This is a genomic window from Micromonospora sp. NPDC018662 (assembly GCF_044391475.1).
GTDB lineage: Bacteria > Actinomycetota > Actinomycetes > Mycobacteriales > Micromonosporaceae > Micromonospora.
In genome coordinates this window covers 28,940-52,347 of sequence record NZ_JBISAC010000003.1, presented here as the reverse complement: position 1 = coordinate 52,347, position 23,408 = coordinate 28,940, and the positions used below count along the sequence as shown (strand labels likewise).

Sequence of the window (23,408 nt, the reverse complement as noted above, 5' to 3'; positions counted from 1 at the left end):
TGTCCCACGACGCGGCCACCAGGCAGCCCGGATCCAGCTCCCCGGCCGGGCCGTCGAACAGCGAGGCGTCCCCGACCGGCCAGCCGGAACGGGACAGCAGTTCGCCGTACGACAGCCGGCTCGGGCGACGGGCAACCATCTCCGAGGTGCGGTCGCCGTTGGCCGTCGAGGCGGTGCCGTCGGGCCAACCGGCGGAGTCCGAACCACCCCGGACGGGGACGACGAAGAAGCGGCGGGCGACCATCACCGGCGAACCGACGGCGCCCACCGGCGCGCCGTCACGTCAACGGTCACCCGATCCGCAGGAGGTCGAGCGGGATCTGCTCGAGCAGTTGGCCCCGCACGACCGGCGGGTCCTCGAGGAAGCGGCCGGTGCGGCGCGGGCGCGGGGAGACCAGGCGCTCGATCTCATGCGGCAGGTGGTGACCAGGATCGATCCGACCGGCGACCGGGTTCGGCTGGTCGGTACGGAGAATCGCACCAAGACCCTCACGTCCCTGGCTCGGAAGTTCCAGATCCGGCAGGCGACAGAGGGCATCACCGCCGAGAGCTTCCTGGCCCAGGTTACCGACATTGTGCGATGTGCCATTCAGTTGTCCCCGGACGGATACGGCGCCACGGTCCGCAACGTGCTGGCCACCCTGGCCCAACGCGGCTACACCGTCCGGAGCGAGGAGGACATCAAGAACTTCTGGGCACCGGGCAACGACTGGTACGGGCTGCGGGTGATTGTGCGGGATCCGCAGGACCAACCGCTGGAGCTGCAGTTCCCCACCGAGGCGTCCTGGCAGGCGAGTGCGCGGACCCACCCGTTCTATGAGATCTCCCGGCTGGGGACGGCACCGATGCCGGACCGGGTGGCCGCCTTTCTGCAGAAGCTGCGCATCCACCGCGACATCGGCCAGGCCCTTCCGGACGGGCTGGACCTGCTGCCGCCGAGTCGGAGCAGGGGCTTCGCACAGTTCACCGGCAAGCACCCCCGATTGTGGCAGGCCTACCTCGGCGAACTGGATCGTGCCGGCCGGACCCTCTCGGACGTGCTCGTCGAGCACGGCCTCACCATGGCTGACATCTCCGGCACGGAAGGGCGTGACCTTCAGGATGAAGGCGGAACTGCTCGAGTATCACGCGTTGACTCCGGCGACGGCGACCGCACCGGTGGGACTGATCGCGGTACGACTGTGGCCGGGTCCGCTGCAGGCGGTCATCTGGCACGTGCCGCGGAGGCGGTGGGTCTACGCACCGGAGACGGCGGCACCGCAGCTCTTCGGCCATCGCCAGGCCGAGCGGAATCGCCCGGTGGGGCGGGCCGAGGCGGAGCGGATCGCCCGGGAACTCCTGGGGGTCGAGCTACCGACGGAGGTGGAACTCCTCCGGATCTGTCAGGAGGGCGCCGGGAACCGATAGTCGACCGACCGGCGTCCCCCGCGGAGCGGATCCCGGCGCGTACCCCGGCCCGGGGGCCCTTCCTCGACCGGTCCGGGTCGCGAACGGGCTCCCCGACCACCCCGGCCGGTCCACCGGCCGAGCCGGAGCGGCTGCGCCCCGAGGACCGGGCCTTCCTGCTGGGCGACGGCAACCACCTGCTGGCCGCCGTGATCTGCACCGAACTCGACAACGTCGATGGGCAGGCGTTCAAGAGCTCACTCGCGCAGGCCGAACTGAACCAGCTCCGCACCGAGCGGAACGGTTCCCGGCGGGTGGTCAGCACCTCCGGGCTCGCCAACGTCGTGGCCGAACTGCGCAATCAACTCCTGCGCCAGGTCGAGTCGCTCACCACCGCCGACCTCGCCCCGTTCCGGGCGCTGGACGACCCGCAGCTGGCCGCCGTACCGGCCGGAGACGACGCCGCGCTGCGGCGTGCGCTGGCGAGGCTGCTGCGATCCGACGCCGTCCACGCCCACTCGGACGCCGGGCCGATGCTCGTCGGTGTCCTGCTCGACCGCCCGGTCCTCGTGGAGGACGGCACCCGGTCCCGGATGTACGACCGGGCCGGTTCGACCAGCGACCCGATCCGGCTCTACCGCCGCGCCCAGACCGGCACCGGCCACGCCGATTTCCACGCCTTCCTCCCCCAGGCCCCGGCACCGGTCGCCGTCCCGCCGGCCCCGCACCAGGGGAAGCCGGCCGACGCGGCTGAGGTCGACGCCCCGGCCGACGCGGTCGACGTCAACGACCCGCCCATCGCGCTGCGGTTCGCTCCGGGTAGCCACGAGACCCTCGCGGAGGACGGCGCGAACCTGGACACGTTCGCGGTGACCGTCGCCGACCGGGTCGCTCGGATGGCCGCCAACCGGCCGCCCGAGGGAGCTCCGGTCATCGTCACGGTCGAGGGCTACGGCGACGACACCTGGAACGTTCGCGGCGGGTCGGGGCGCGGATTGGGGCGTCGCCGGGCGGAGTGGGTGGCAGCGGACCTGGAACAGCGCGTCCAGCAGCGGCTGTTCGAGACCATGCGTGGCAACGCGCCGATGGTTTTGTTCCGGCACCGGCCGGGAGTCCGGGCATCCGACGCCGCGCGCGGCGGCACCCGCCGGATGCTCCGGAGCCTGGTGCGGGGCAGTTGGCCGGCCCGGGAAAGAGCCGGGCACCTCGGCACGGTGACCGTGCACGTCGACATCGCCGACTCCTGGGACCACCATCGCCCGCCGGTCAATCCGAAGCTTCCGCCGATCCCCGAGGCAGCCGAGGTCGGCGCCGGCCGGCTCGACCGGATCGCCTACGCCGCGGGCATTCCGGCCCACACGCTGCCCGCCCTCGATCGGCTCGCCAACCAGCTCATCCGGCACGCCCGGCAGCGTGGGGTGCCGGAGAACGCCGAAGCCTGGGACCAACTCCCCGGCTTCCTGGTCAACAACTACCGGCACCTGGTCGGCGACGGGATGGTCGTCTTCCTCGGCGGCATCGAGGTGCTCGTCCGGCTCGAGCTGACGGATCCCCGCCGGGAGTCCGCACCGCCCGCGCCGGCGGAGAAATCCGCCGAGCAGACCACGGACGCCGCGGAGAAGCCGGCCGAGAAGACCCGGGTCGCCCCGGAGAAACCTGCCGGCCGGGCCGGTCAGGTACGTGCCAACGAGACGATCCACGGCACCTTCCAGGTCGGCGCCCACAGTGAGAGCCATGCCGGCCCGACCAGTTGGTTCCGCTTCGGCGGCTCACCCGGATTCTCGTTCGGCGTACCGCACATGCTGCTCTCGGTGCGGCTCGGCGCCGCCGTCCGGTTCGTTCGGAATCTCATCAACCGGTCCACCGGCACGGTGCGGGACGCGGAGGTCGGCCGGGTGGAGGACACCCGGGAGGATGCCGCGCTGGTCTCCGCCGCCGCGCGCTACCACCTGCAGGTACGGGACCAGGCGACCCAGACCTGGGCCGACGTCACCGCCACCACCCTCGAGACCGACGAACGACTGACCCTCTCCCTGCCGGAGAAGTACCTGGACCGGGCCGAGCCCGGCCACGCCGCTGCCCTGGCCGCCTCCATCCGGCCGGACGCGAAGGCGCCAGTCGGCGCCGACCGGCGCCTGCCGAAGGTCTTCTACGCCTCCGGCCTGACCAGCCTGCACCTGCTCGCCGACGACATCATCCGGCAACTGGAGCGGGAGCGCGGACCGATCCCGCTGGGCCATCCGCTGCGCTCCGCCGTCTGGCACCGGGTCTCCAATCTGGACACCCACCTGGACAAGGCGGTGAACCGGCATCGCGGATACCAGTTCACGCTGGTGGAGAACGGGCGGGTCGTCGCCGACGTGCGGATCCGGACCCGCCGGGTCGGCCAGGGACGCCCGGTGAGCGCGCCCAGCGACAGGGCGCACATCGAGGAGGTCCGGACCGCCATCTCCGGCACGACCGCCGGGTCCTCGGTCACCAACGAGGCCAGCATCGAGCCCAGCCTGGAGTTCCTCGTCGCCCGGGTGCCGAAGCTGAGGTTCGCGGTGAAGGTGCCGTACGCCCGGTGGAGCTGGGCCAACCGCAACAGCAACTCCGCCGGCCGGCTCGGCCTCTGGGTCCTCGTGTCGCGGTACGCCAAGTCCACCTCGGCCTACGAGATGGAGTTCACCCACCAGGCGACGGTGCAGGTCCGCCGACGGCGCAACGTGCTGGTCAAGGCCCGCGACACCGCGCGGCGCAACCGGCCCCGCAGCCGACACGAGCACCCGGGCGCGGACTACCAGCCGCGGGAGATCAACGGTCGGGCGATGGTACGCGTCCCCACGGCCGACGCCGTCGCGTACGCCATCGAGCCGCCGACCCCGCCGGGAGTGGTGCCGTCGACACCGTCGCCGTCGACGTCCACCACCACGGCACCACCCACCGTTCCCCACCACGCCCGCGACGGCCGGGGCATCGGCAAGGGGATCGTCGAGGTCGACCCGCAGCTCGTCGACAAACTGGTCGACCGGGTCGAACGGGAACTGGCCACGTTCGGCTACGTGGTCCGCGACCCGGACGCGCCCTTCGAACGCCGCTCATGGTTCAGCCGCAAGCGGGACAGCCAGGTCAACAACGGCGTGCTGCTGCGCAAGCTCATCTCCACCGCCGCCCTGGAGTCGCACTTCGACGGCGTCCACCAGGGCGGGTTCTCGATCACCGTCCGTAAGCGGCACACCGGCTGGTTCACCAACTTCGGCGTTCGTTCGGCGCGGGTGACGATCGAGGCCCGCCCGCTGGAGACCCAGAACAAGGAAGGTGAGACGGTCCTCGTCGACCCGACCGCGAATCCCCGGCTCTCCGACGAACATCACATCGTCAACCTGGAGATGGGGCTCGACTTCGGCGGCTCGGCGGCCGGCGGCGGTCAGGGGTTCGCGGCCGGGGCCAAGCTCCGGTTCCTGCCGACGCAGAAGGGCAGGCAACTGCAGGGAGCCGGCCTCGGCATGGAGTGGGACCGGGGCATCGGCGGTGACGAGTCGGTCAACCACGTCAGCAACATGCCCCGGCTGATGGAATACCAGGGCAAGCTGACCAAGTTCGACGTGACGACCCAGTACCGGGTCGTCATCGAGCACGACCGACAGTGGTCGTGGAAGCAGCTCGTCAAGCGGGTCCTGGGCCGGTCGGCCTACACTCGCCGGCTTCCGACACCCCTACCGCCGATCCAGAGCACGGCGACGGTCCACGTGGCCCCCGCCTTCAACACGAAACCGTCGCACGCCGCAGGCCGGGCCGCGCAGGTGCCGGGGCAGACGCACACCCCGGTCGCGGTCTTCGACAAAGCCGCCGTCTCCTACCTGGACGTCACCGGACTGCTGCCGATCGCGCGCAGCCGGATGCGGAAGATGGCCAAGCCCGGTGGCACGGCGGACGAGGAGCTCTCGACCTTCCTCAACCACGCCCAGGTCCTCTCCCACTTCCCCGAGGTGGCCAACGGCCGCTACACCACCGACACGTTCTTCGAGTCGAAGTTCTGGCGCGACAAGCACCGGACGGTGTCGCTCAGGGCCGATGTGCTCACGTCCGACTTCGTGGGCGCGACGAGCGACCCCTACGTGCTCGGCCTGATCAAGCTCTCGCTGACCCAGGCCGGCCAGTCGAGCAGCCGCCGGCGCGGCATCGCGGCATCGCCGCTCGACCTGGGCGCCGGTGGGGATCCCGGGAAGTCGAACGTGACCGGGCTGAGCGCGTCGCTGAGCCACGCGATGCGGTGGGGTCGAAGCCGCTCCCGGTCGACCAGGCAGACCGGCGGTCGCGAGTCGTTGGAACTCAACTTCCAGCGCGCGTACGCCTTCCGGGCGCCGGTCGAGTATTCCCTGCGGATCGGCAAGACCAAACGGGCGAAGCTGCTGCCGAACAGCAATTATCGTCCCGTCACCCGCCCGGTCACCGGCGTCAAGCCGATGACCTACCTGCTGTCCGAACCGGACGCCCTGGAGCACTACGCGAACGGCGACGTCCCGCTCGACGCGGAGCAACTCCTGGACATCGTCACCCGGTGGGTCAGCGGTGAACTCAAGATCTCCCACCAGCTGATGGCCCGCGTCCTCATCCGCTGGGAGCGGACCGCAGCCGCCGGGACGACGCCCGATCTCCATCACGACCTGCGGGTCGACACCGCCCGCGACCTGGCCCGCAGTCACGCGTGGACCGACCTGACGATGCCGGCCGCCGTGATCACGGAACTCGAGTCCGTCTTGAAGGTGGCGATCGCTCCGAACACCACCGCGGACCGGCAACTCAGCGTTCCACCCTACCTGCGCCGGGGCCAGGGCGCCTCCCTGGGCCACAGCGGCATCCACTCACTCGCCCTCGACAACGGAAAACTGTCCGACGTGGTGGCCGACGCCGTGGAGCGGCTGGAGCCCGGCCTGCTCGGCAAGACCCATGACCGGATGATCCCGCAGGACGACAAGATCCCGCAGCACGACGATCCGCCGCGCCGGCGGTGGTGGCGGTGGCGTCGCGCGCCGCAGGTCCCCCCGTACGTGGGGCGGTTGCAGGGCGGCCTCGACGCGGTCCAGGCCCTGTTCGACGGGGGGCGGGACCAGCCGCTGCTCGAACAGGCGCTGGAACCGGACGGGGTCTCGCTCTACTTCGCCAACCCGCACGCCTGGGTCGGCCAGGACATGGTCGAGGTACGGGTCACGGCCCGGCTCACCAGTGATCCGAAGATCGTCGACCTGGTGACGGGCAGCGGCCTGGAGACCTACCGGCACCGGTACGTCGAGCGCCGCAACGCGACGGACCGGCAGTTCACCCGCGGGACCTCGATCGGGTTCAAGGGCACCATCAACCACCGGCCCGCGACCGAGCCGACGGTGGAGGAGCAGCGCCGCTCCTCCCAGCAGCGGGTCACCACCGGTCCCGGTGTCCGGTGGGCCGACGGGGTGAGCCGGTCCCGGGCGACCACCGAGCAGTTCACCTACGAGTCGACGATCTACGACTGGGGCGACTACTACAAGGCGGCGGCCGACGTCGAGTTCACCGTCGAGGTCCGGCGGCTGAAGCTCGGCGGCCGGCGTGTCACCAACTGGCTGACCAGCAAGGTCATCTCGCGGTTCCGCAAGGGCGAGCGGCCACCTGTCCCGCCGGAGGCCGCCGGAAACCGGGTGGTCAGGTTCCTGGCCCGGTTCCGCCGGGCGGAGCGGTCGCTCCCGCGGCAGACGGTCACCGGCACGATGATGCTCAAGATCCCGAGGAGCGTCGCCGAGGCCACCCCGGCGTCGCCGCCGACCGGCCTACGAGCGCAGATCAACCCGACCAGGCTGCCCGGGGACGCCTTCGTCGACGCCGTACAGCTGACCGACGCCGAGAAGGCCACCCGTCACCTGCTCGGGGCGTTGTTCGAACGGGGGATCAAGTGGAACCGGTGGTGGCCCTCGCGCTGGGTGACCCGGTCCGGATACCACACCAGCGCGTCCGTACGCGCACTGGCGACCCGCGACCTGCTCGCCGCCAACCTCATCCCGGCCGCCATGAACCCGGACGGGGTGCAGATCGCCACCGGCGCCTTCGTACCCGGTCACTCGAGCCGACGGGCGGACCTCACGCTGCGCGGCCGGCTGGAGAACCTGGAGGTGATCTCCGAACTCGCCGGCACCGGCACCGGTCGGTACGTGAAGTACCAGCAGGGGGTCAGCGCGTCCACCACCCACGACACGCCCTATCTGTCGGCCGGTCTCAGCGCGGGCGGCCCGGCCAAGCTGAGCGTCACCGACGGCTCCAACCCCAGCGAGTCCTACGGCGCGCACCGCACCGAGGGCGACACCGACCTCAGCCGGCAGGCGCCCAAGTCCCACACCAGCACGTTCGCCGACGCGCACCGGCGCGAGGAGCACGTCAAGCAGCAGGGGCCGGCGGTCCTGGTGCGGATGCACGGCAGGTACCGGCTCGAGGGCCAGAAACGGATCGTGCACTGGTGGCGGCCGACGTCCTGGGGTCGGCACCGGGTCAGCGACGAGTTCAGCGGCGACGTGTACGTGGTGATGTTCAAGGCCGACTACGAGGCGATGGTGGCCGACCAACGCCGCGCCGAGTTCGGCCGGAGGCTGGACCAGGAGGGGCGGGAGCGTACCCGGCCGCCGGTCGGACGGCCCGACTCGCCGACCCTGGACCTGGTCGACGCGTTCGCCCGGGTCGACCGGGACGGCGCCACCCGGCCGGCCGCCGATCGGGACGACCTGACCGTGCGGGCCCTCGCGCAGGACCTCGGCGGGCAGGTCCCGGTCGGGCCGGGAGACGTCCTCGTCGTGGAGCTGCACGCCGCCCGACAGACCGCGCAGCTCCACCAGGTGCTCGACCGCTGGGCCGCCGCCGAACACCTCACGCCCGAACAGATCGCCGCCGTGCACACGGCGCATCGGGCGGATCCCACCGGCACGGACCTGGTCACCCGCATGACCGACGCGGTACACGCCGCCGACCCCACCGGTTCCCGGCGGGAGCCGCCGTTGCACGTTCAGCTCCAGAACGACCCGCTGCGTGCCGGGCGGGTGTTGGCCCGTGGCCTGCACCTCCCGGTCGAGCTGCGGTTGCGCGACGAAGCCGGCGCCGTGACCAGCCGGTACAGCGTCGCGCCGGACGGGTGGTACATCGAGCTCGACCCCACGATCGGCAGCGCCCAAGCGGCGGGCGCGGAACTCGCCGTCGACGGTCTCCGCCCGTCCCTGATCGACAGTGCCGTGCGGCTCGGCGTCACCCGCGACGAGCTGGTCGAGCTGGCCCGGCGGCGCAAGGGCTCGTTCCCCGAGGCGGTGGAACAGTTCATCGAGGCGCGGGAACAGGCGGCACCGCCGTCCGTGTCACCGCCGCTGACGACCGAGCAGGAACGCGCCCTGACCGACCGCGGACTCGTCGCAGCCGAGCGGGAGCCCGGGTCGGACTCCTGGCTCCAGGCCCTCCTGGCGACCGCGCGGCGGCACCCCGAACCGACGGCCGAGATCCAGCAGGTCGCCGCGGCGGCGACCACGGCCGGGCTGCGGACGATGATCGCCCAACGGCAGGGGTTGCCCGACGACGCGCCCCTGCCACCCCCGACGGCCGTCCCGGCCGTGCTGGGCATCGCAGTCGAGACGGTCGCCGCGGACGGGACCACAACCACCGGCGGGCCGACCACCGGCGGGTCGCTCGTGCTGGTCGAGGTGGGCGAGAACGAGTACCGCCCGACCGCACCGGCCGAGGACGCGGCATCCACCACCCGCACCACCGAACAGCGACGGCGAACGGTCACGATCGTCACGCCGGACCGGACCGCACCCATCAGCCCGGCCGCTCCGCCGTCACCCGCCCCGATCAGTCGGACCCTGACGGACGTCGCCGCCGCGGATCGGCCCGATTCCGACGGCGGCCGGGAAGTGCCGTCGCCCCGGACGCGAGAGGCGGCCGAGCCCGTCCGGACGGCGCTGAGCCGGTCCCGATCCCGGCAGATCGAGTTGGACCGCCAGCTCGCCAGGATCACCCGCCGGCTACGCGCCTACATCGACAGCCACCCCGACGCGCAGGCGCGACGGGAGCGGGTGGATCTGATGACGAAGGCCGACACCGTCGGCAGCCTCGCGGACACCACCCAGCTCATCCGGGAACTCACCGACCTGCTCGCGGAGTACCAGCACACGGACACCGAACGGCCGTCGGTGCTGGGCCTGCGGGAGCAGGACCGGGCCGGATCGGCACCCCCGCCGCGCGACGAGGCGCCGGCTCCACCGCGCCGGCCCCACCCGGGGGCGGCCGGCCCTGGCGACGGTAGTCGGGGCGCGCGCGGCGACGCCGAGAACCGGCTCCGGAACTACATCGTGAGCCACCCCGACCCCACGGGCGCGAGGTTGCGGAACCTCGACAATCTGCTCACGTCCGGCATCGGCGAGCAGACCCTGGCGGACATCCTCGCTGCCCGGCTGGCCGACTACCAGGTCAAGGACACCGGCCAACCACGGGTCGGGGGGCCGGTCTGGTGGCACGAGGGCACCGAGAATCAACTCGGGGGCGCGTACGCCCCGCAGCTCTACCAGCAGGAGTGGCTCGAGGACAACCGCGTGCAGGTGGGGTGGGTGCCGGCCGACGGGAACTGCGTGTTCGCGGCGACGCTCAGCACGGTCACGCCGGACCGTGTCACCGAGGGCGCCCGGCTGGTCGCCAGGGCCGCCGGTCTCGCGGAGCCCGGACGCATCGACGACCCGCTCGCGCTGCGGGCGTTCGTCGCCGCCGTGCTGCGGCGATCGCTGAGCCAGCCGGGCATCCGTGACGCGTTGCACCTGGACACGCTCGCCATCTACCCGGCGGATCACGAGATCGCCCAGGCCAGCGAGGCGCTCCTGACCATCGAGGACCTGGCCGCGTCGATGGAGAGACCCGGGGAGTACGACACCGCCCAGGGTGACCACTACTGGCTGATCGTGACCCAGATGCTCCGCTGGGCGAGTGACATCTCAGCCGCCGCCGGCGGCGACTTCCGGGTCGATCTCCAGGGACTCGCGGAAGGCGCCGGCCAGGCGGTGCTGACCGGAGGCGGTGGCACCGCGCCGACCCACGTCATCGTCCTGGTCAACCAGCACTACCTGCCCACCCGGCGTCGGCCGGGGGCCGGCGGTCACGATGCGACGGTTCTTCCGGCCACTGTGGAATGGGACCTGCCGCTGCCCCGTACCGATGGAGGTCCGCCGGTGGGGCTCGCGCGGCTGCGGGCCGAGGTCGAGACGGCCGCCCGACACGTCGACGAACTGGACGAGCGGGTGCGGACCGCGGTCGACGAGCAGGGCGAGGCCGGCACCGACCCGTGGGTCGCGTGGCGGGCCTTCGTCGACGGGCTGGCGGCGCTGCGCCAACGGATCGACGGGGTGACCGAGCAGACGCTGGCCGCCGCCCGCACCGAGTTCGGCAACCTGCTGCTCACCTACCAGCTCGCCCATCAGCGACTGGCCGACCTGGGCACCGTCCTGCCCCGCAGCCGCGAACTCGTCGCACCGGCCTCCCCGACCGACGCGCCGGCAGACGGGGTGCCGGTCGCGCCGGGGGTGCGCCGACCCCGCCGCCCAGGCGAGCCCGAGGGGCTGCTCGGCGGTGCCGCCGGCGTCGAGGTGGAGTTCAACGGCGTCGTGCTCGAGTTCCCGGCGGGTAGGACTCCGCCGGACAAGACGGAGTTGTTCCGCAGAGCAGGTCTGTTGGCGGCGACCTTCGACGTGCAGCGAAAACGATTCGTGCTGGAGGTCTTCACGGCGCCGATGGCTGTCCTGCCCGGCGAAGAGAATCGGGCGCGCCAGCGCGCGGTGCTCCACGCGTTGGCCGATCTGAAGGCGAGACTGGCCTCGGTGACCGAACCCACCCCGCTGTCCAAGGTGTTTCCGCGAGCGCGCGGTTTCACACACCATCTCGACGGGGTCCTCGTCCATCCCCTCGACGACGCACACCCGGGCCAATACGTGCAGTTCACCGTCGGCGCCCCGATGCATGCCCTGATCGCTCCGCTCGAGTTCGTCGCGGCGAACACCCACAACTCGGTGTCCCGCCAACATCTTTCGGACGGACTGAACTTCGCCGCGGCGGTGACCACAGAGTACCTGGCCTCCGTACTCGGTCAGCCCGTTCCGGCGTTCGCGCTGCCCTTCCTCACCGACGTACCGGGCGCCGAGGAGCTGCGTGGCTATCTCGCGCTGGTCTACCCGCAGGTGGTTGCGATCCTGCACCACGGCGTCGAACCGCGGCAGACCCGTGTGATCAGCAAGAACTACGTCGCCGCCGCCCTCCGTACCTCCGTATCCGTTCTGCGCGCCCAACTACCGCAGGACGCGCAGAGCTTCCTGCACCGGAAACGGACTGACATCACCGACCTCCTGCTGAGGTCCTTCACGTTCAGAGTCGAGCGTCCCGTCGATGCGATGACGTTGCTCGCGACGAGGCTCTTCAACCCTGACGCCGGAACCGTCGGTGACTATCTGCGCAACGCGCTGAGTCCGCTGGCCGCCGACGACGACCCAATCAGTCAGCTGGACGCGCTCGAGATCGGCGGCCCCTCCATGCCGGACGACAACGGAGGGAGGCTTCGTCATCCACTGGCCGTCATGGAGGCCCGCAACCTGGGTGGTCCCACCCTGGACGACACCCAACTGCGTGCATACCTCACCTCGTTCGACTACATCATCAATGCCGGATACGAGCGACCGGCGGCGGTACAGGGCCAGCCCGCCGCGCTTCGCGAGCGGGTACTCACTGCCCTCGGACGCATGCGGGCACGCCTGAGCGTGCCGCCCGCGGTCGACCGACTCCGAGAGGCGCTGGTCTTCACGTCCGAACTGGCCTCGGAGTGGCTGACCGCCGACGCGCGACACCCGGAGGCGCGGCTGAACGACGCCGACGGGGTGATCCTGCTGGAGCTGGTGGCGGCGGCGACGGCCGGCGACGACGTCCGTCCCCTCCTGGACCGCGCGCTGGCCGTGGCCCTCCGCTACGCGGGCACGCTGAACCTGGCGCGTTGGTCCGTCCTGGACAACCACGCCGAGATCCTGGTGACCGACCGCGACCGGTGGATCGACGTCGTCCGGGACCTGGGCGACCTCCGTTTCCAGCTGACCGGCCAGCCGTTCGAGCTGGATCTCGCGCCGCTGTCGGCCGACGACAGCGGCGACGAGGCGATGTCGGGCGACGAACTCGGACCAGCCACCGACGACGAGCCGGAGGGCGCCTCCGCCGCAGCCGATCACGCGCCGCTGCGGTTGCGGGGCGGATCCGCCTACGAGACCGGTGACCCGTCCGGCCCCGCCGGCGGGTCGGGCACCGCGCCCGGGGCCCGGTCGGGTCGCGGGACCGTGCTGGAGCACACGGAGCCGCTGCACCCTCCGCGGGAGCATCCCGACGAGCGCTACACCGTCGAGCAGTACCTCCGGGCGCACTGGGACACCACCGCACCCGGCACGACGGACCCGGTCCCGGCGGACATCCCCATCGTGGTGCTCCGCGACCGGGCGATCGACGTCGGGCCGCAGTTCACCGAGGATCTCGCCGATCGCGGCATCCTCGCGATCCTCGAGACGGTCGATGCCGACCAGCGGCGCCAGTACTGGGGTTACGCGCCCCACTGGGCCGACGGGTCGCTCCAGAACCCGGTCTCCGACAACCTCCAGGAACTCGTCGACCACCTTCGCTCGCGGTACATCGAGCAGCTGACCACGATGGCCCGGGCGGTGAGCAGGGAACGCCTGGCGGCCGGCGAGGAACACGTGACCACCGCCGACCTGTGGCGGATCGTGCACACCGCCGTCGGCCAGGTCGGCGGCTTCCAGATCGGTCCGGTCCGGGCCGACGCCCGGCTGCTGGACCCGTCGCTGGACGTGCGGGTCCTCGCCGACGGCCGGGCCAGCATCGACATCGCCCCGGTCGATCCGACGGTCGATCTGCCGCAGCTGCTCAACCGGACAGCCGCGGAGAGCTACCGCGGGACCGTCGACGGGCCCCAGGCGATGATCTTCACTAACGCCGCCTTCGACGACGTCGAGCACCTGGCCCGGCCCGGGGTCATCCTGGTCGCCCGGGAGGACGAGGACGACCCCGGGTGGCGCGCGATGTATCTGCGGATCACCACCGGTGAGCTGGTCCAGATGTCGAACGACGACCTGCTGGTGGCGATCGAGGCGGCACGGACCGCGGAACGGGAGGACCTCGCTTCGGCGGTCGCGGAGATCCAACGGCGCGTGTGGGCGCTCGGTGGCCAGGTGCGGGTGACCCGGGAGACGGTCGATCAGGCCCTCTGGATGGCCGGCCGGATGACCAACACCCTGCCCGGCGGCGCCCGGAACTATTCCTTCCTGGTTGCCGCCTGGATCCTCCACCTCCGCGACGCGGCCGGCGGCCAGCCGAGCCGGGCGTACGAGCCGCCCCCCGACGCACGCGTCGCGTACGGCATGGGCGAGAACGCCGCGTTCGTCGCCGCGATCGTGGCCGCCCGGGACGATCTGCAGGCGTTCCAGGGCTGGACCGAGACCGAGGAGTTGATCCTCGAACGGCTGGACGTCCGGACGGACGAGGGGCCCTCGCCCGAGTACGACACCGACGCACTGGGCGTGTTGGGGCTCAACATCCGCCGGCGAACCGCCGCCTACGTAGACGACCTGCCCGACAGCACCATCGACCAGCTCCGGCCCCGGTTGTCCACTCTTCTGCCCGACGTCGACAACGCCGACGCCGCGGACGTGCGGGCCTGGGTGATCGAGCAGGTCCAGGCCCACCAACCGCACCCCGAGGTGCAGCCCGTCCTGCTGGAGCTCGTCGGACGCCTGGTCGACCGGCCCATCCTGGTCTGGGAACAGCAGGGACCGCCGAACCTGTACTGGCCCCCCGGCGCAGACCAACCGATCCACCTCGTCCGGGTGCCCGCGAGCCAGCAGGGCCGATGGGGCCACCTGGAGCAGTACGCCGTGGCGGCCGCCCTCGGCGACGACTACGACGGACCGCGGCTCAGCGCGGACCAACACATCGAACGGGTGGCGCGAGACTGGATCAGCCCGTCGATCGTGCCGGTGGACCGACTGACCGGTGCCACGACCCGCCGCGACCACGTCATCCCGATCAACGCCCTGGGACATCGGACCGCCCGCGTCCTCGCCCGCACCTACGAGGTGTACCCGGACCCGGTGGACGAACCCGCCGACGACGTCCTGGGGCTGGAAGGCGGATGGAGCATCCGGGATGTCGGCGGGGGCGCGTGGGTCACGCCCGCCGCCGCGACGCCCGCCGTCCCGCCGCCGGTACGGCCGAACACGATCGTGCTGGGCTCGGGCGCACCGGGCGCGCCCGCGGTGCCGGACGGGATCAGACGGTGGGTGCTCGGTCAGGTCGCCCTCCAGGAACTGGCGGCCACCGTCGACGTGGTCACGCCGGGACGACCGCGCTGGTGGGCCTACGTCGGCCGTACCCTGAGCCAGGGCTCCGTCGGGTTGGCGCCGATACCGGCGGGATTCGTGCTGGCCCCGGCCGACGACCCCCGGCTCGACTCCGCCCGGGCCCTGCCGGAGGAGCTCCGCGCCCGGCTCGTCGTCGTGGGCCCGTTCGCGCCCGACGACGTCGTCGCCGCCGTCTCACCGTTGTCCCGGCCGGAACGGCTGGGCCTCGCCGTCGACCTGCGCTTCGCCGACGCCCCGGCGGCCGGACCGAACCTGCGCGAGGTGGCGATCGACCTCGCGAACCGGGCGTGGGTGCCGATCGTCCTCCCCGTCGGCGAACTCACCGCCGGGGGCGCCCTGCCCGGCCACCTCACCCTGGTGCCGACGGACCGGTCCGGTCGGCGGACCTTCGCCGTCCTGGCCGAGGCGGCGGAGATCCGCCCCGCCGAGTACGACGGACCGCCGGCGGACGTGCACGAACTCGTCCGCGCCGCACCGACGGCGCCGGGCACCTACGGACTCTCCGACGGTTGGGAGCTGGAGACGTTGCCGGGACGGCGGCTCTGGGTCCGCCCTGCCGACACCCCGGCCGGCCTCCGTACCGCGGTGCGCGGCAGCGACGCCACGCCGAGATTCGCGGTCGCCCACGGCGACGTGCACGTACCGGCCGGCGTGTGGGTGACCATCACCCAACTCGGTGCCGCGATCCCCGATGCCACCTTCCGACGGGTCGACACCAGATCAGTCGAGGTCGAGATCACCGGCGACGGCGAGCAGGGTTGGCCCGCCGGCCCGTGGACGCTGCGCCTGGGGCCGGACAACCGCACGCCGGAGCCGGCATCGGCGCAGGCGCTGACGGAGGCGACCCGCGCGATCACGGCCGCCGCGCAGGCGCCCGACACGGAGATCGTCCGGGTCACGGTCGAGGCCGCCGGCCATCCGGACCAGGGGCCGGGCGCCACGCTGGCCGCCGTGCGGCGGGCGGACGCGCTGTGGCGCGCCCTGCACGGCGGGGTGGACGAGCAGCACCGACGCCTGGTCCGGCCGCGGATCCACCGCGAGGTGCGCCCCACGGGGTCGGACTCCGCCGGCCTGACCGTCCGGGTCCGGGCCATCCGGTACGCCGTCGTCGTCCGTGGCGGCCGGGACCTCGCCCCGGATCCACCCCCGCCGGTCGGCAAGGGGCAGATGCGGGCGTGGCGCCGAGCCGGCGCCGGCGTCGTGGTGCTCGAACCGGGCCACCTGGAGGCTCCGGACGGCGCGGGCCACACCGCCCGCGACGGGCTCCGGCGGATGACCGACATCGCCGAGGCGGACCACACCCGACCGGAGGCCGGCCTGACGGTGCTCGCCGGCCTCTCGCTGGAGCGGTCGGCGGCGGGTACCCCGTTAGCCGCCGTGCTCGCCGGCGGCTTCACGCTCCAGCATCAGGAGCAGCTACGGCTGCTGACCGCCGCCGCTCTCCTCGACGAGGTCCACGCGCTCGCCCACCTGCCCGGGCCGCCCTCGGGCCTCCCCCCGGCGGAAGACCGCCTGACCGTGGTCCTGGTGGACGCCCGCCAGGAGGCGGTCCTGTTGCTCTACTCCGACCTGGTGCGGGAGAACCAGGCACGGCGGCTCGCGCGTCGTCCGTTCGTGCGGACGTTGACCGTGGTCGACCACGTCACCGGAAGCACGTACCGCTCCGAGTTCGCACCCCTCTCGGCCGCGCGGATCGCCGAGCTGCGCACGACGCGACTGCTCGCCCGGGTACGCCATGAGATCGGTCTGCTCGGTCCGGCGCCGGCCAGCGGCCCGGACCCCGCTCCCGGCTATCAGGACGTCGCGCCGCCGCAGTCCGAGTGGCCGCTTCCGAACGACGGCCCGCCCGGGGACGTGGACCCCTGGCGGCAACGGGCCCTGACGGGCGCATGGCCGATGCCCGGTCCGTCCGAACCGGTCTACCGGATCGAGGCGGACGCACGCTGGGTCACCCTGCCGGAGGACGGCGTCGATCCGTCCGTCGAGGTCGTCGTCGTGCACCACGCGGGCCGTCCGACGGGACTCTGGGTCAACACCCTGCGGGACGGTCGGACCAGGGCCCAGCTGACCGACCATCCCGTCGTCGCGGCGCGGGAGATGCAGCGCCACGTGAGCGAGAGCCACGGAAACTGGTCGGCCCTGATGGAGGGACGGTGGGCCGACCACCTGGAGGCGACCGGCAACGTCGCCGATCTGCACCTGCTCCGGAGCTTGGCCGCGTGGGAGGGCACCCGCAACGTGCGGCACCTCCTGCTGGACGAGCAGCACCCCGACCGGCCGCGGGCGGTGGCGGATGCCGTGGCCGCCGGCCTGCCCGGCCGGTATCCGTCGACCTTCCTCCAGGACCAGTTGCTCGGACTCGTCGACGTGCTGGGCTGGGCGGCGGGCCGGCACGTCGTGGTCGAACGGGGTGAACTCACCGCTGCCGGCGACGCGCTGCGGATCGGCGCGGAGTCCGTGTCCGCCGCCGACTATCTCGACCGGTTGCCCGACGCCGCGACCGGGCGGCCGCTTCTCGTCGTACTCGCCGACGCCTTTCCCTGGGCCGGCGACGGCGGACCGTTCGTCCGGGCCGTGGCGGAGCAGGTCACGGTCGTGCTTCCGGCCGGGATCGTGACGCACGGTCTCATGGTCAACGGTTGGCGCTTCCTCACCCCCGGCGCCCCGGGGTGGGGTATCGCCGGAAGTCTCGCCCACCTCGCCCAGACCACGGTGATGACCGAGCTGACCCGGCGGGTCCGGGCCGGCGCCGCGACCTCCGACGAGGCCGCCGGGCTGCGCCGGCTGTTCGCCGCGACGCCCGCGCCGCCGCCCGACCGCAACGACCACGGCTCGTCGGAGGTCGGGATCGTGGTCGGCCGCGATCTCGTCGGCGGCCCGGCGGCGCGGTGGTTCACCTGGATCGAGTGGTTCGGCTGGGTCCGCGATCTGGCCGCGCTGTCGCGGACCCGGCCGTTCCTCGTGCCGGACGACCGCCCGGTCGCGGCGGACGACATCTACCTCCGGGTGCCGACGGCGGCCGTCCGGTCCGTCACGGTCGGCGACGGGGAACAGGTGCGCGTCGTCGATCTGCAACGGGCCGCCGCCGGCGCGGTGAGCGCCTCCGTGTTGACCGAGGAACTCGCGGAGCGGCTGCCGCGGTCGGACCGGCAGGCCTGGGACTGGGCACGGGCCGCCGGCCTGGTCGTGCCACTGCCGCCCGACTCGCCGGGTACCGTCCATGTCGACGATCCGTCCGCGGCGGCGCTCTCGCCCGTCGTGCTCCGGGGCCGCCGGGCCGCCGCGACCGTTCCCGGGGCGGCACCCCTGGTCATCGTCCGCACCTACGGCTACGTCGAGGCCGCCCGGCTGCCCGCCGCCGACGGCGACACGGCGTCCTCGGTCACGATCGTCGAGCAGATGCGCGGCCTCGCGGCGATGACCCGCTACCGCCGGTCGGGAACCGTCGTGACGGACCTGACGCGCGTGACGCCGTCAGCACAGCCCTCGGCGCTGGAGGCTTTCCTCGACGGTGGGCACATCGTGGTCGAGGCCGGCCGGGTCGACGATGCCACCATCCGCATCCCGACGGGCGTGACGCTGGCCGCCGAGCACTATGCCGACGAGGTGGAGTGGCGGGATTCGCCCCGCATCCTGGTGCTCCTCGAACCCGTCGCCGCCGACGCACCCTTCCTGACCGAACTCCGCCGACGCGGCGTCGTCGTGCTCAGTCGGAGCGTCGACCAGGGCAACCCGTGGCGGGCCACGGTGCCGGGGCCGGCCGGCCGTCTGGTCGACGTCGTCCACGACGACCTGATCCGCGTCGTGCACACGATCCTCCTGCTCGGCGAGGGGGACGCGTACCGGCCACTCAGGGAACTGATGGCCCGGCACCTTCCCACCCCCGCCGGCTGGGGCAATCTTGCCCTGACCGACGCGGAGGCCGCCCAGGTCCACCGCGGCGAGGCGGTCCAGCGGTCGCCGTGGTCGAGGCGGTCGCGGACCATCGTGGCGGTCTCACCGAGGGTGTACCGCGAGGTGCCCCTGGCCGCGGTCGACGGCGGGCGGGTCGGCCAGGCCCGGCTGACTCTCGCCCAGCCGCCCGAGACGGCCTGGCTGAACGCGCTGCCGGCGCGACTGGACCACCGCGTTCTCGTCGTCGACCCGGGTGCCGTCGACGCGGGGGCGCCCCCGTCGTACCTCGTGGTGCAGGCGCTGAGCCAACCGCTGCCGGCGGTGCCGACCGCCGGGGAGCAGGACCTCCCGTGGGTGGCCGTCGTGCCCGGCCGGAACGCGGAGGCACGCGTCGCGGTCGCCACCGACTTCGCGGTCGCCGGGATCCCGGCGGTCACCCGGACCGACGACACCTGGAGTCTGTTCCTCCCCCGGTTCCTGGCGCCCCACCTCCCCCTCGACCCGACCGGACGGTCGGCGCTCCAGGCCGGCCTCACGCTCCCCGAGAGCATCAGCGTCGCCCGGCACAACGCCCGGATCACCAACGCCGCGTACCAGTCACAGGTCGACGAGTGGTTGCGGTTGTTCGGCGTCCCGACCGAAGCGGGACGCACCACTAGCCTCCCGGCGTTGCCGCACAACGAGCCGACGGCCGGCCTGCACCGCACTCCCGAGCCGTACGAGGTGGCGCAACACCGCTACCGCCAGCAGCCGCGACAGTCCGAGGATCCCGCCGACAACTGGCGGGCTACCGCGGCGGAGGCGGTCCACGCGGAGCTGAGGAGACTGGCCCACTGGCGTGGCCATTCCGTGATCCAGGACGTCACCGTCGACTGGGGACGGCTCACCGGGACCGGGGGCGAGAACAGCGACCGGCCCGGCCCGGTCGACCCCGCGACCCACCTGGCGGCGGGCGACGCCGACGAGCGGGGTCGAGGTCAGGTGACGATCATGCCGAGGCGGCCCGGCCGGACCCCGTGGCACGAGGTGTCCCAGCCGCTCGTGGCCAGCCTCGACGACGACGCCGTCGTGGTCGTACCGGACGAGGACACCCATCAGTGGGTGGTGCTGACCCGCGCGGGGGTCGCGTGGTCCTCGGAGCACCTGCACCAGGCGGTCGACCAGGCACACCTGTTGCTGTTGGCGATCCGGGCGGGGCTGGGGATCGGCCTCACGGGCCAGAACCAGCTCCATCTCCGGACCAGGTTCCACGAACAGGAGGCGGAGGCCGGCCCGGCCACCGGCGAGGATGAGATCACCGTGGCGGTGCCGAGCGCCGCCCGCCGCCGGAGTCGTCGTCAACGGCTCCCCCAGACCGACGGCAACTACCTCGCCTTCGTCGAGCGCCCCGACGGGTCCGACCACACGGAGCTGCGGGTCAGCCGCGATGCCGTGCGCCGGGTCCGGCTCGGCGACCAGGTGGTCGTCCTGCTCCGGACGGTGCGCCAGGGCCCGGGAGAAACCGCCTCGCGCCCGGCCGTCGTCCCGCCGATCGCGCGTGCCCGGCGGCCGAGGCCGCAGCGACGTCGTGACGATCAGCAGCCGGTCGCCTTCGGCGATCTCTTCCGGGACCGCTTCGAGGACGAGGACACGAGTTCCGCGCCCCCGGACGGCGGAGCGCGGCCGTCCCCGGTCGACGACACCACGGACCGCTCCGCAAAGGACTCGACGGCCACGGCGGGCGTGCCCACGGCCGAACCGTCCGCGGCGCCGGCACCGCCGGCCCGGCCGGCATCGCCAGCCCGGCCGACACCGCCAGCCCGGCCGACACCGCCAGCCCGGCCGACACCGGCCACGCCAGCCCCGCCGGCACCGGCCACGCCAGCCCCGGCCACACCGCCGCTACCCGCCCCGGGTACGCCTCCGTCGCCCACGCCGCCACCAGCCACGCCGGCCACGCCCGGCACCCCGTCCGGGTCCTCGCCGACCGCGGTCTCCCCGGGTCGCGGTGGGCCCGGCGAGGTCACGCCAGCCACGCCCGCCACGGCCACACCGGCCGAGCCCGACCGGGAGCGGACCGGTGAGGACGAGCCGAGGCCGGCGATGGCGACGGCGCACGTCGAGGTGCCGGTGCAGGGCGACGGCAACTGCGCCGACTACGCGCTGATCGTCGCCGCTCCGCAGGCGGTCCTCGGTCTGGGCGGGTGGACCCGGCAGCAGCAACAGCGGCTGCGTAACCTCGTCACCGATCGTCACGACCGGGCCGCCCACCCGCACGGCTTCGGCCGCGCGGAACTCGGCGACATCGCGCAGGGCCTTCGGCTCCGGCTGGTCGCGTTCATCGAACAGATGGACGACGGGACCCTGGTGTCGTTCCTCGAGGGATATCCGACCGAGGCTCTCGACCTGCGGGAGGCGCTGGCGAACGCGGTCCGCGCCGACTGGCGCACCGACGACGGCGACCTCGTCATGCCGCTGTTGACCCACCTGCTGGGCCGCACGATCATCATCGAGCAGGGTCCGCACACGTTCACTCTCTCGCCGCCCGGCCCGAGCACGGAACCGCCGATCCGGCTCCGCCGGATCTACGAGGTGTCCGACGGGCGACGCGGGCCGGGCGTACCGCGGGTCCTCATCGAGCACTACGCCGCCCTGGTGCCGGCCGAGGAGCCCGCCGCGCCACCGGCGGACGCGACCGCGTCGAGCCCGGCGGAGGACACCGACGGCGGAAGCGACGCCTCGCCGGACCGGTCCGACGACGAGCTGCCGCCGGCCGGGGCACCCTCCGAACGCCGCGTCGGTCCCGTCGTCCGGAACTGGGCGGCCCTGGCGGCGCGGCTGCGGGGTCGGTCGGCGGCCCGGACGCGCTACGACAACCTGGCCGACTTCACGGCGGCCAACGTCCCGTTCGTCTCCGTGATCGCGGAGCCGGGCCGGATCGACGGCGGGCGGATCCACAGCGCGCGGTCGGGATCCCCGATGGACCCGGCCGCGTACGTCGACTCGCTCGACGACCTGACCGGTCAGACGGTCGTACGGTTCGAGCACGCCGGGCTCCAGGCGGCCGTCTTCGCGACGGAGGTGGCCCGACGGGGACCGATCGTCCTGTCCCGCTTCGCCCTCGGTGGGAGCGGGCGTTGGCTCGTCCAGGTCATGGACTACGCGTCGAACCAGCTCCGCATGTTCGACGACGACCTGGCCGGACCACCCACCGTGCTGGCGAGACGGATCCGCGAAGCCGACCTGGCCGCCCTGCGGGACCGGATGCGGCAGGAGCGGGGCAGCACCGGCGAGGTGGACGACGACCAGGTCTTCCAGGACGCCCGCCGGTCCCTCGTCGGTGGGCAGCGACGGGCCGGGGACGGCCCGACCGGCGAGGAGCACGCCGCGCGGCCGGGCAACGCCGGGACGGCCCTGGCCGAGTCGGCTGACCGGCCCGCCTCGTCACCCCTGGCGGACAGCCGCGCCGAGGCCGTCCCGCCCACCCTCCGCCCACCGGCGCCGAGCGCCGAGCGCCCGACCGCCCCCGCCGAGACCCCGACCGTCCCGGTCGGCACCCGGCCGGCTACGACGCCGCGTAGACCCGCGCGGGTGGTCAGTCCGATCGCCGCGCCGCGGGCCGGCGCCGAACCGGCCGCCCGCCGGGCCGCGGCGCCGCCCCGGGCCACCTTGAGCCGCACCCTCATGCGCGAGGCGGCCCTCGCCGAGTACGAGGCGACGCTGGCCCAACTCCGCGACCACATCGCCGGCAGTCGCCGGGCCGAGAGCAGGTCGGCGACCCTGGAGACGTACCTGACGGGCGGCACGGGCGGCAGCGTCACCGGGATCCGGGACCTCACCAACGTCCTGCGCCGCCTGCTCGACCGTTACCGGCGGGAGGACCTCGATCCGGCCGGGGACCGCGCCGGCCGCCCCGAAGGGGCGAGCGGCGACCCCGAATCGCCCGCCAGCACCGAGGACGAGGACGATCAGGACGACGCGGACGACGACGCGGTCGCCCCGATCCGGCCGCAGCAACCACCGCCCGACTGGTGGTACGCGGGCCGCCGCACCCGGCCCGGCGAGCTCTACGCCCCCCGCGAGGGCCAGCGACGCTGGCTCGTGGACAACGGTCGGCAGATCGGCGACGTGCCGGCCAGGGACGACTGCGCCTTCGCCGCGACCCTCGAGACGGTGACCCCGCCGCTCGTCACCCACGCGGCCCGACTCGTCGCCCAGGCGGCCGGCCTGCCCGTCCCCCGGTCGATCGACGACGCCCGGGCCCTCCGCCGATTCGTCGGTGACGTCGTGGCGCGGATCCCCCACAACGCGGACGTGGACGCCGCCCTGAACCTTGCCGAATTCGCCATCGTCCCCGATGCCGGCACGGGCCAGACCGACGTCACCGTCTTCGCCGACGCGCTCCGCCGGTCGGGCTACTACGACGAGCCGGAAGGCGACTTGTTCCCGCACGTCCTCAACCGCGTGTTCCGCTGGGCCAGCCGGCTGTCACAGGCGACCGACGACGCGATCCACATCGACCTCCAGGTGCTGAGCCAGGAAGGAACCGGCTCGGCGGTCCTGTTCCCGGACGACGGCGGCCCCGCGACACACGTCATCGTGCTCGTCAACGAACACCTGTTGCCCACCCGGCCCCGTCCCGGCGAGGACACCGACCCCACCGGCGACAACGCCGACCCGATGGGCCTCCCCGCCCAGGTGCGGTTCGACTGA

General features: G+C 73.1%; 1 protein-coding gene (cut by a window edge). It reads left to right on the top strand.

From position 1 onward, the window contains the following. On the top strand, nt 1-23,408 hold the 3' portion of the coding sequence (locus ACH495_RS10175; protein WP_396857382.1) for a hypothetical protein. 5,542 nt of this gene lie to the left of the window's left edge; only the last 23,408 of its 28,950 coding nucleotides appear in the window; its start codon lies off the left edge, out of view; the stop codon is at nt 23,406-23,408.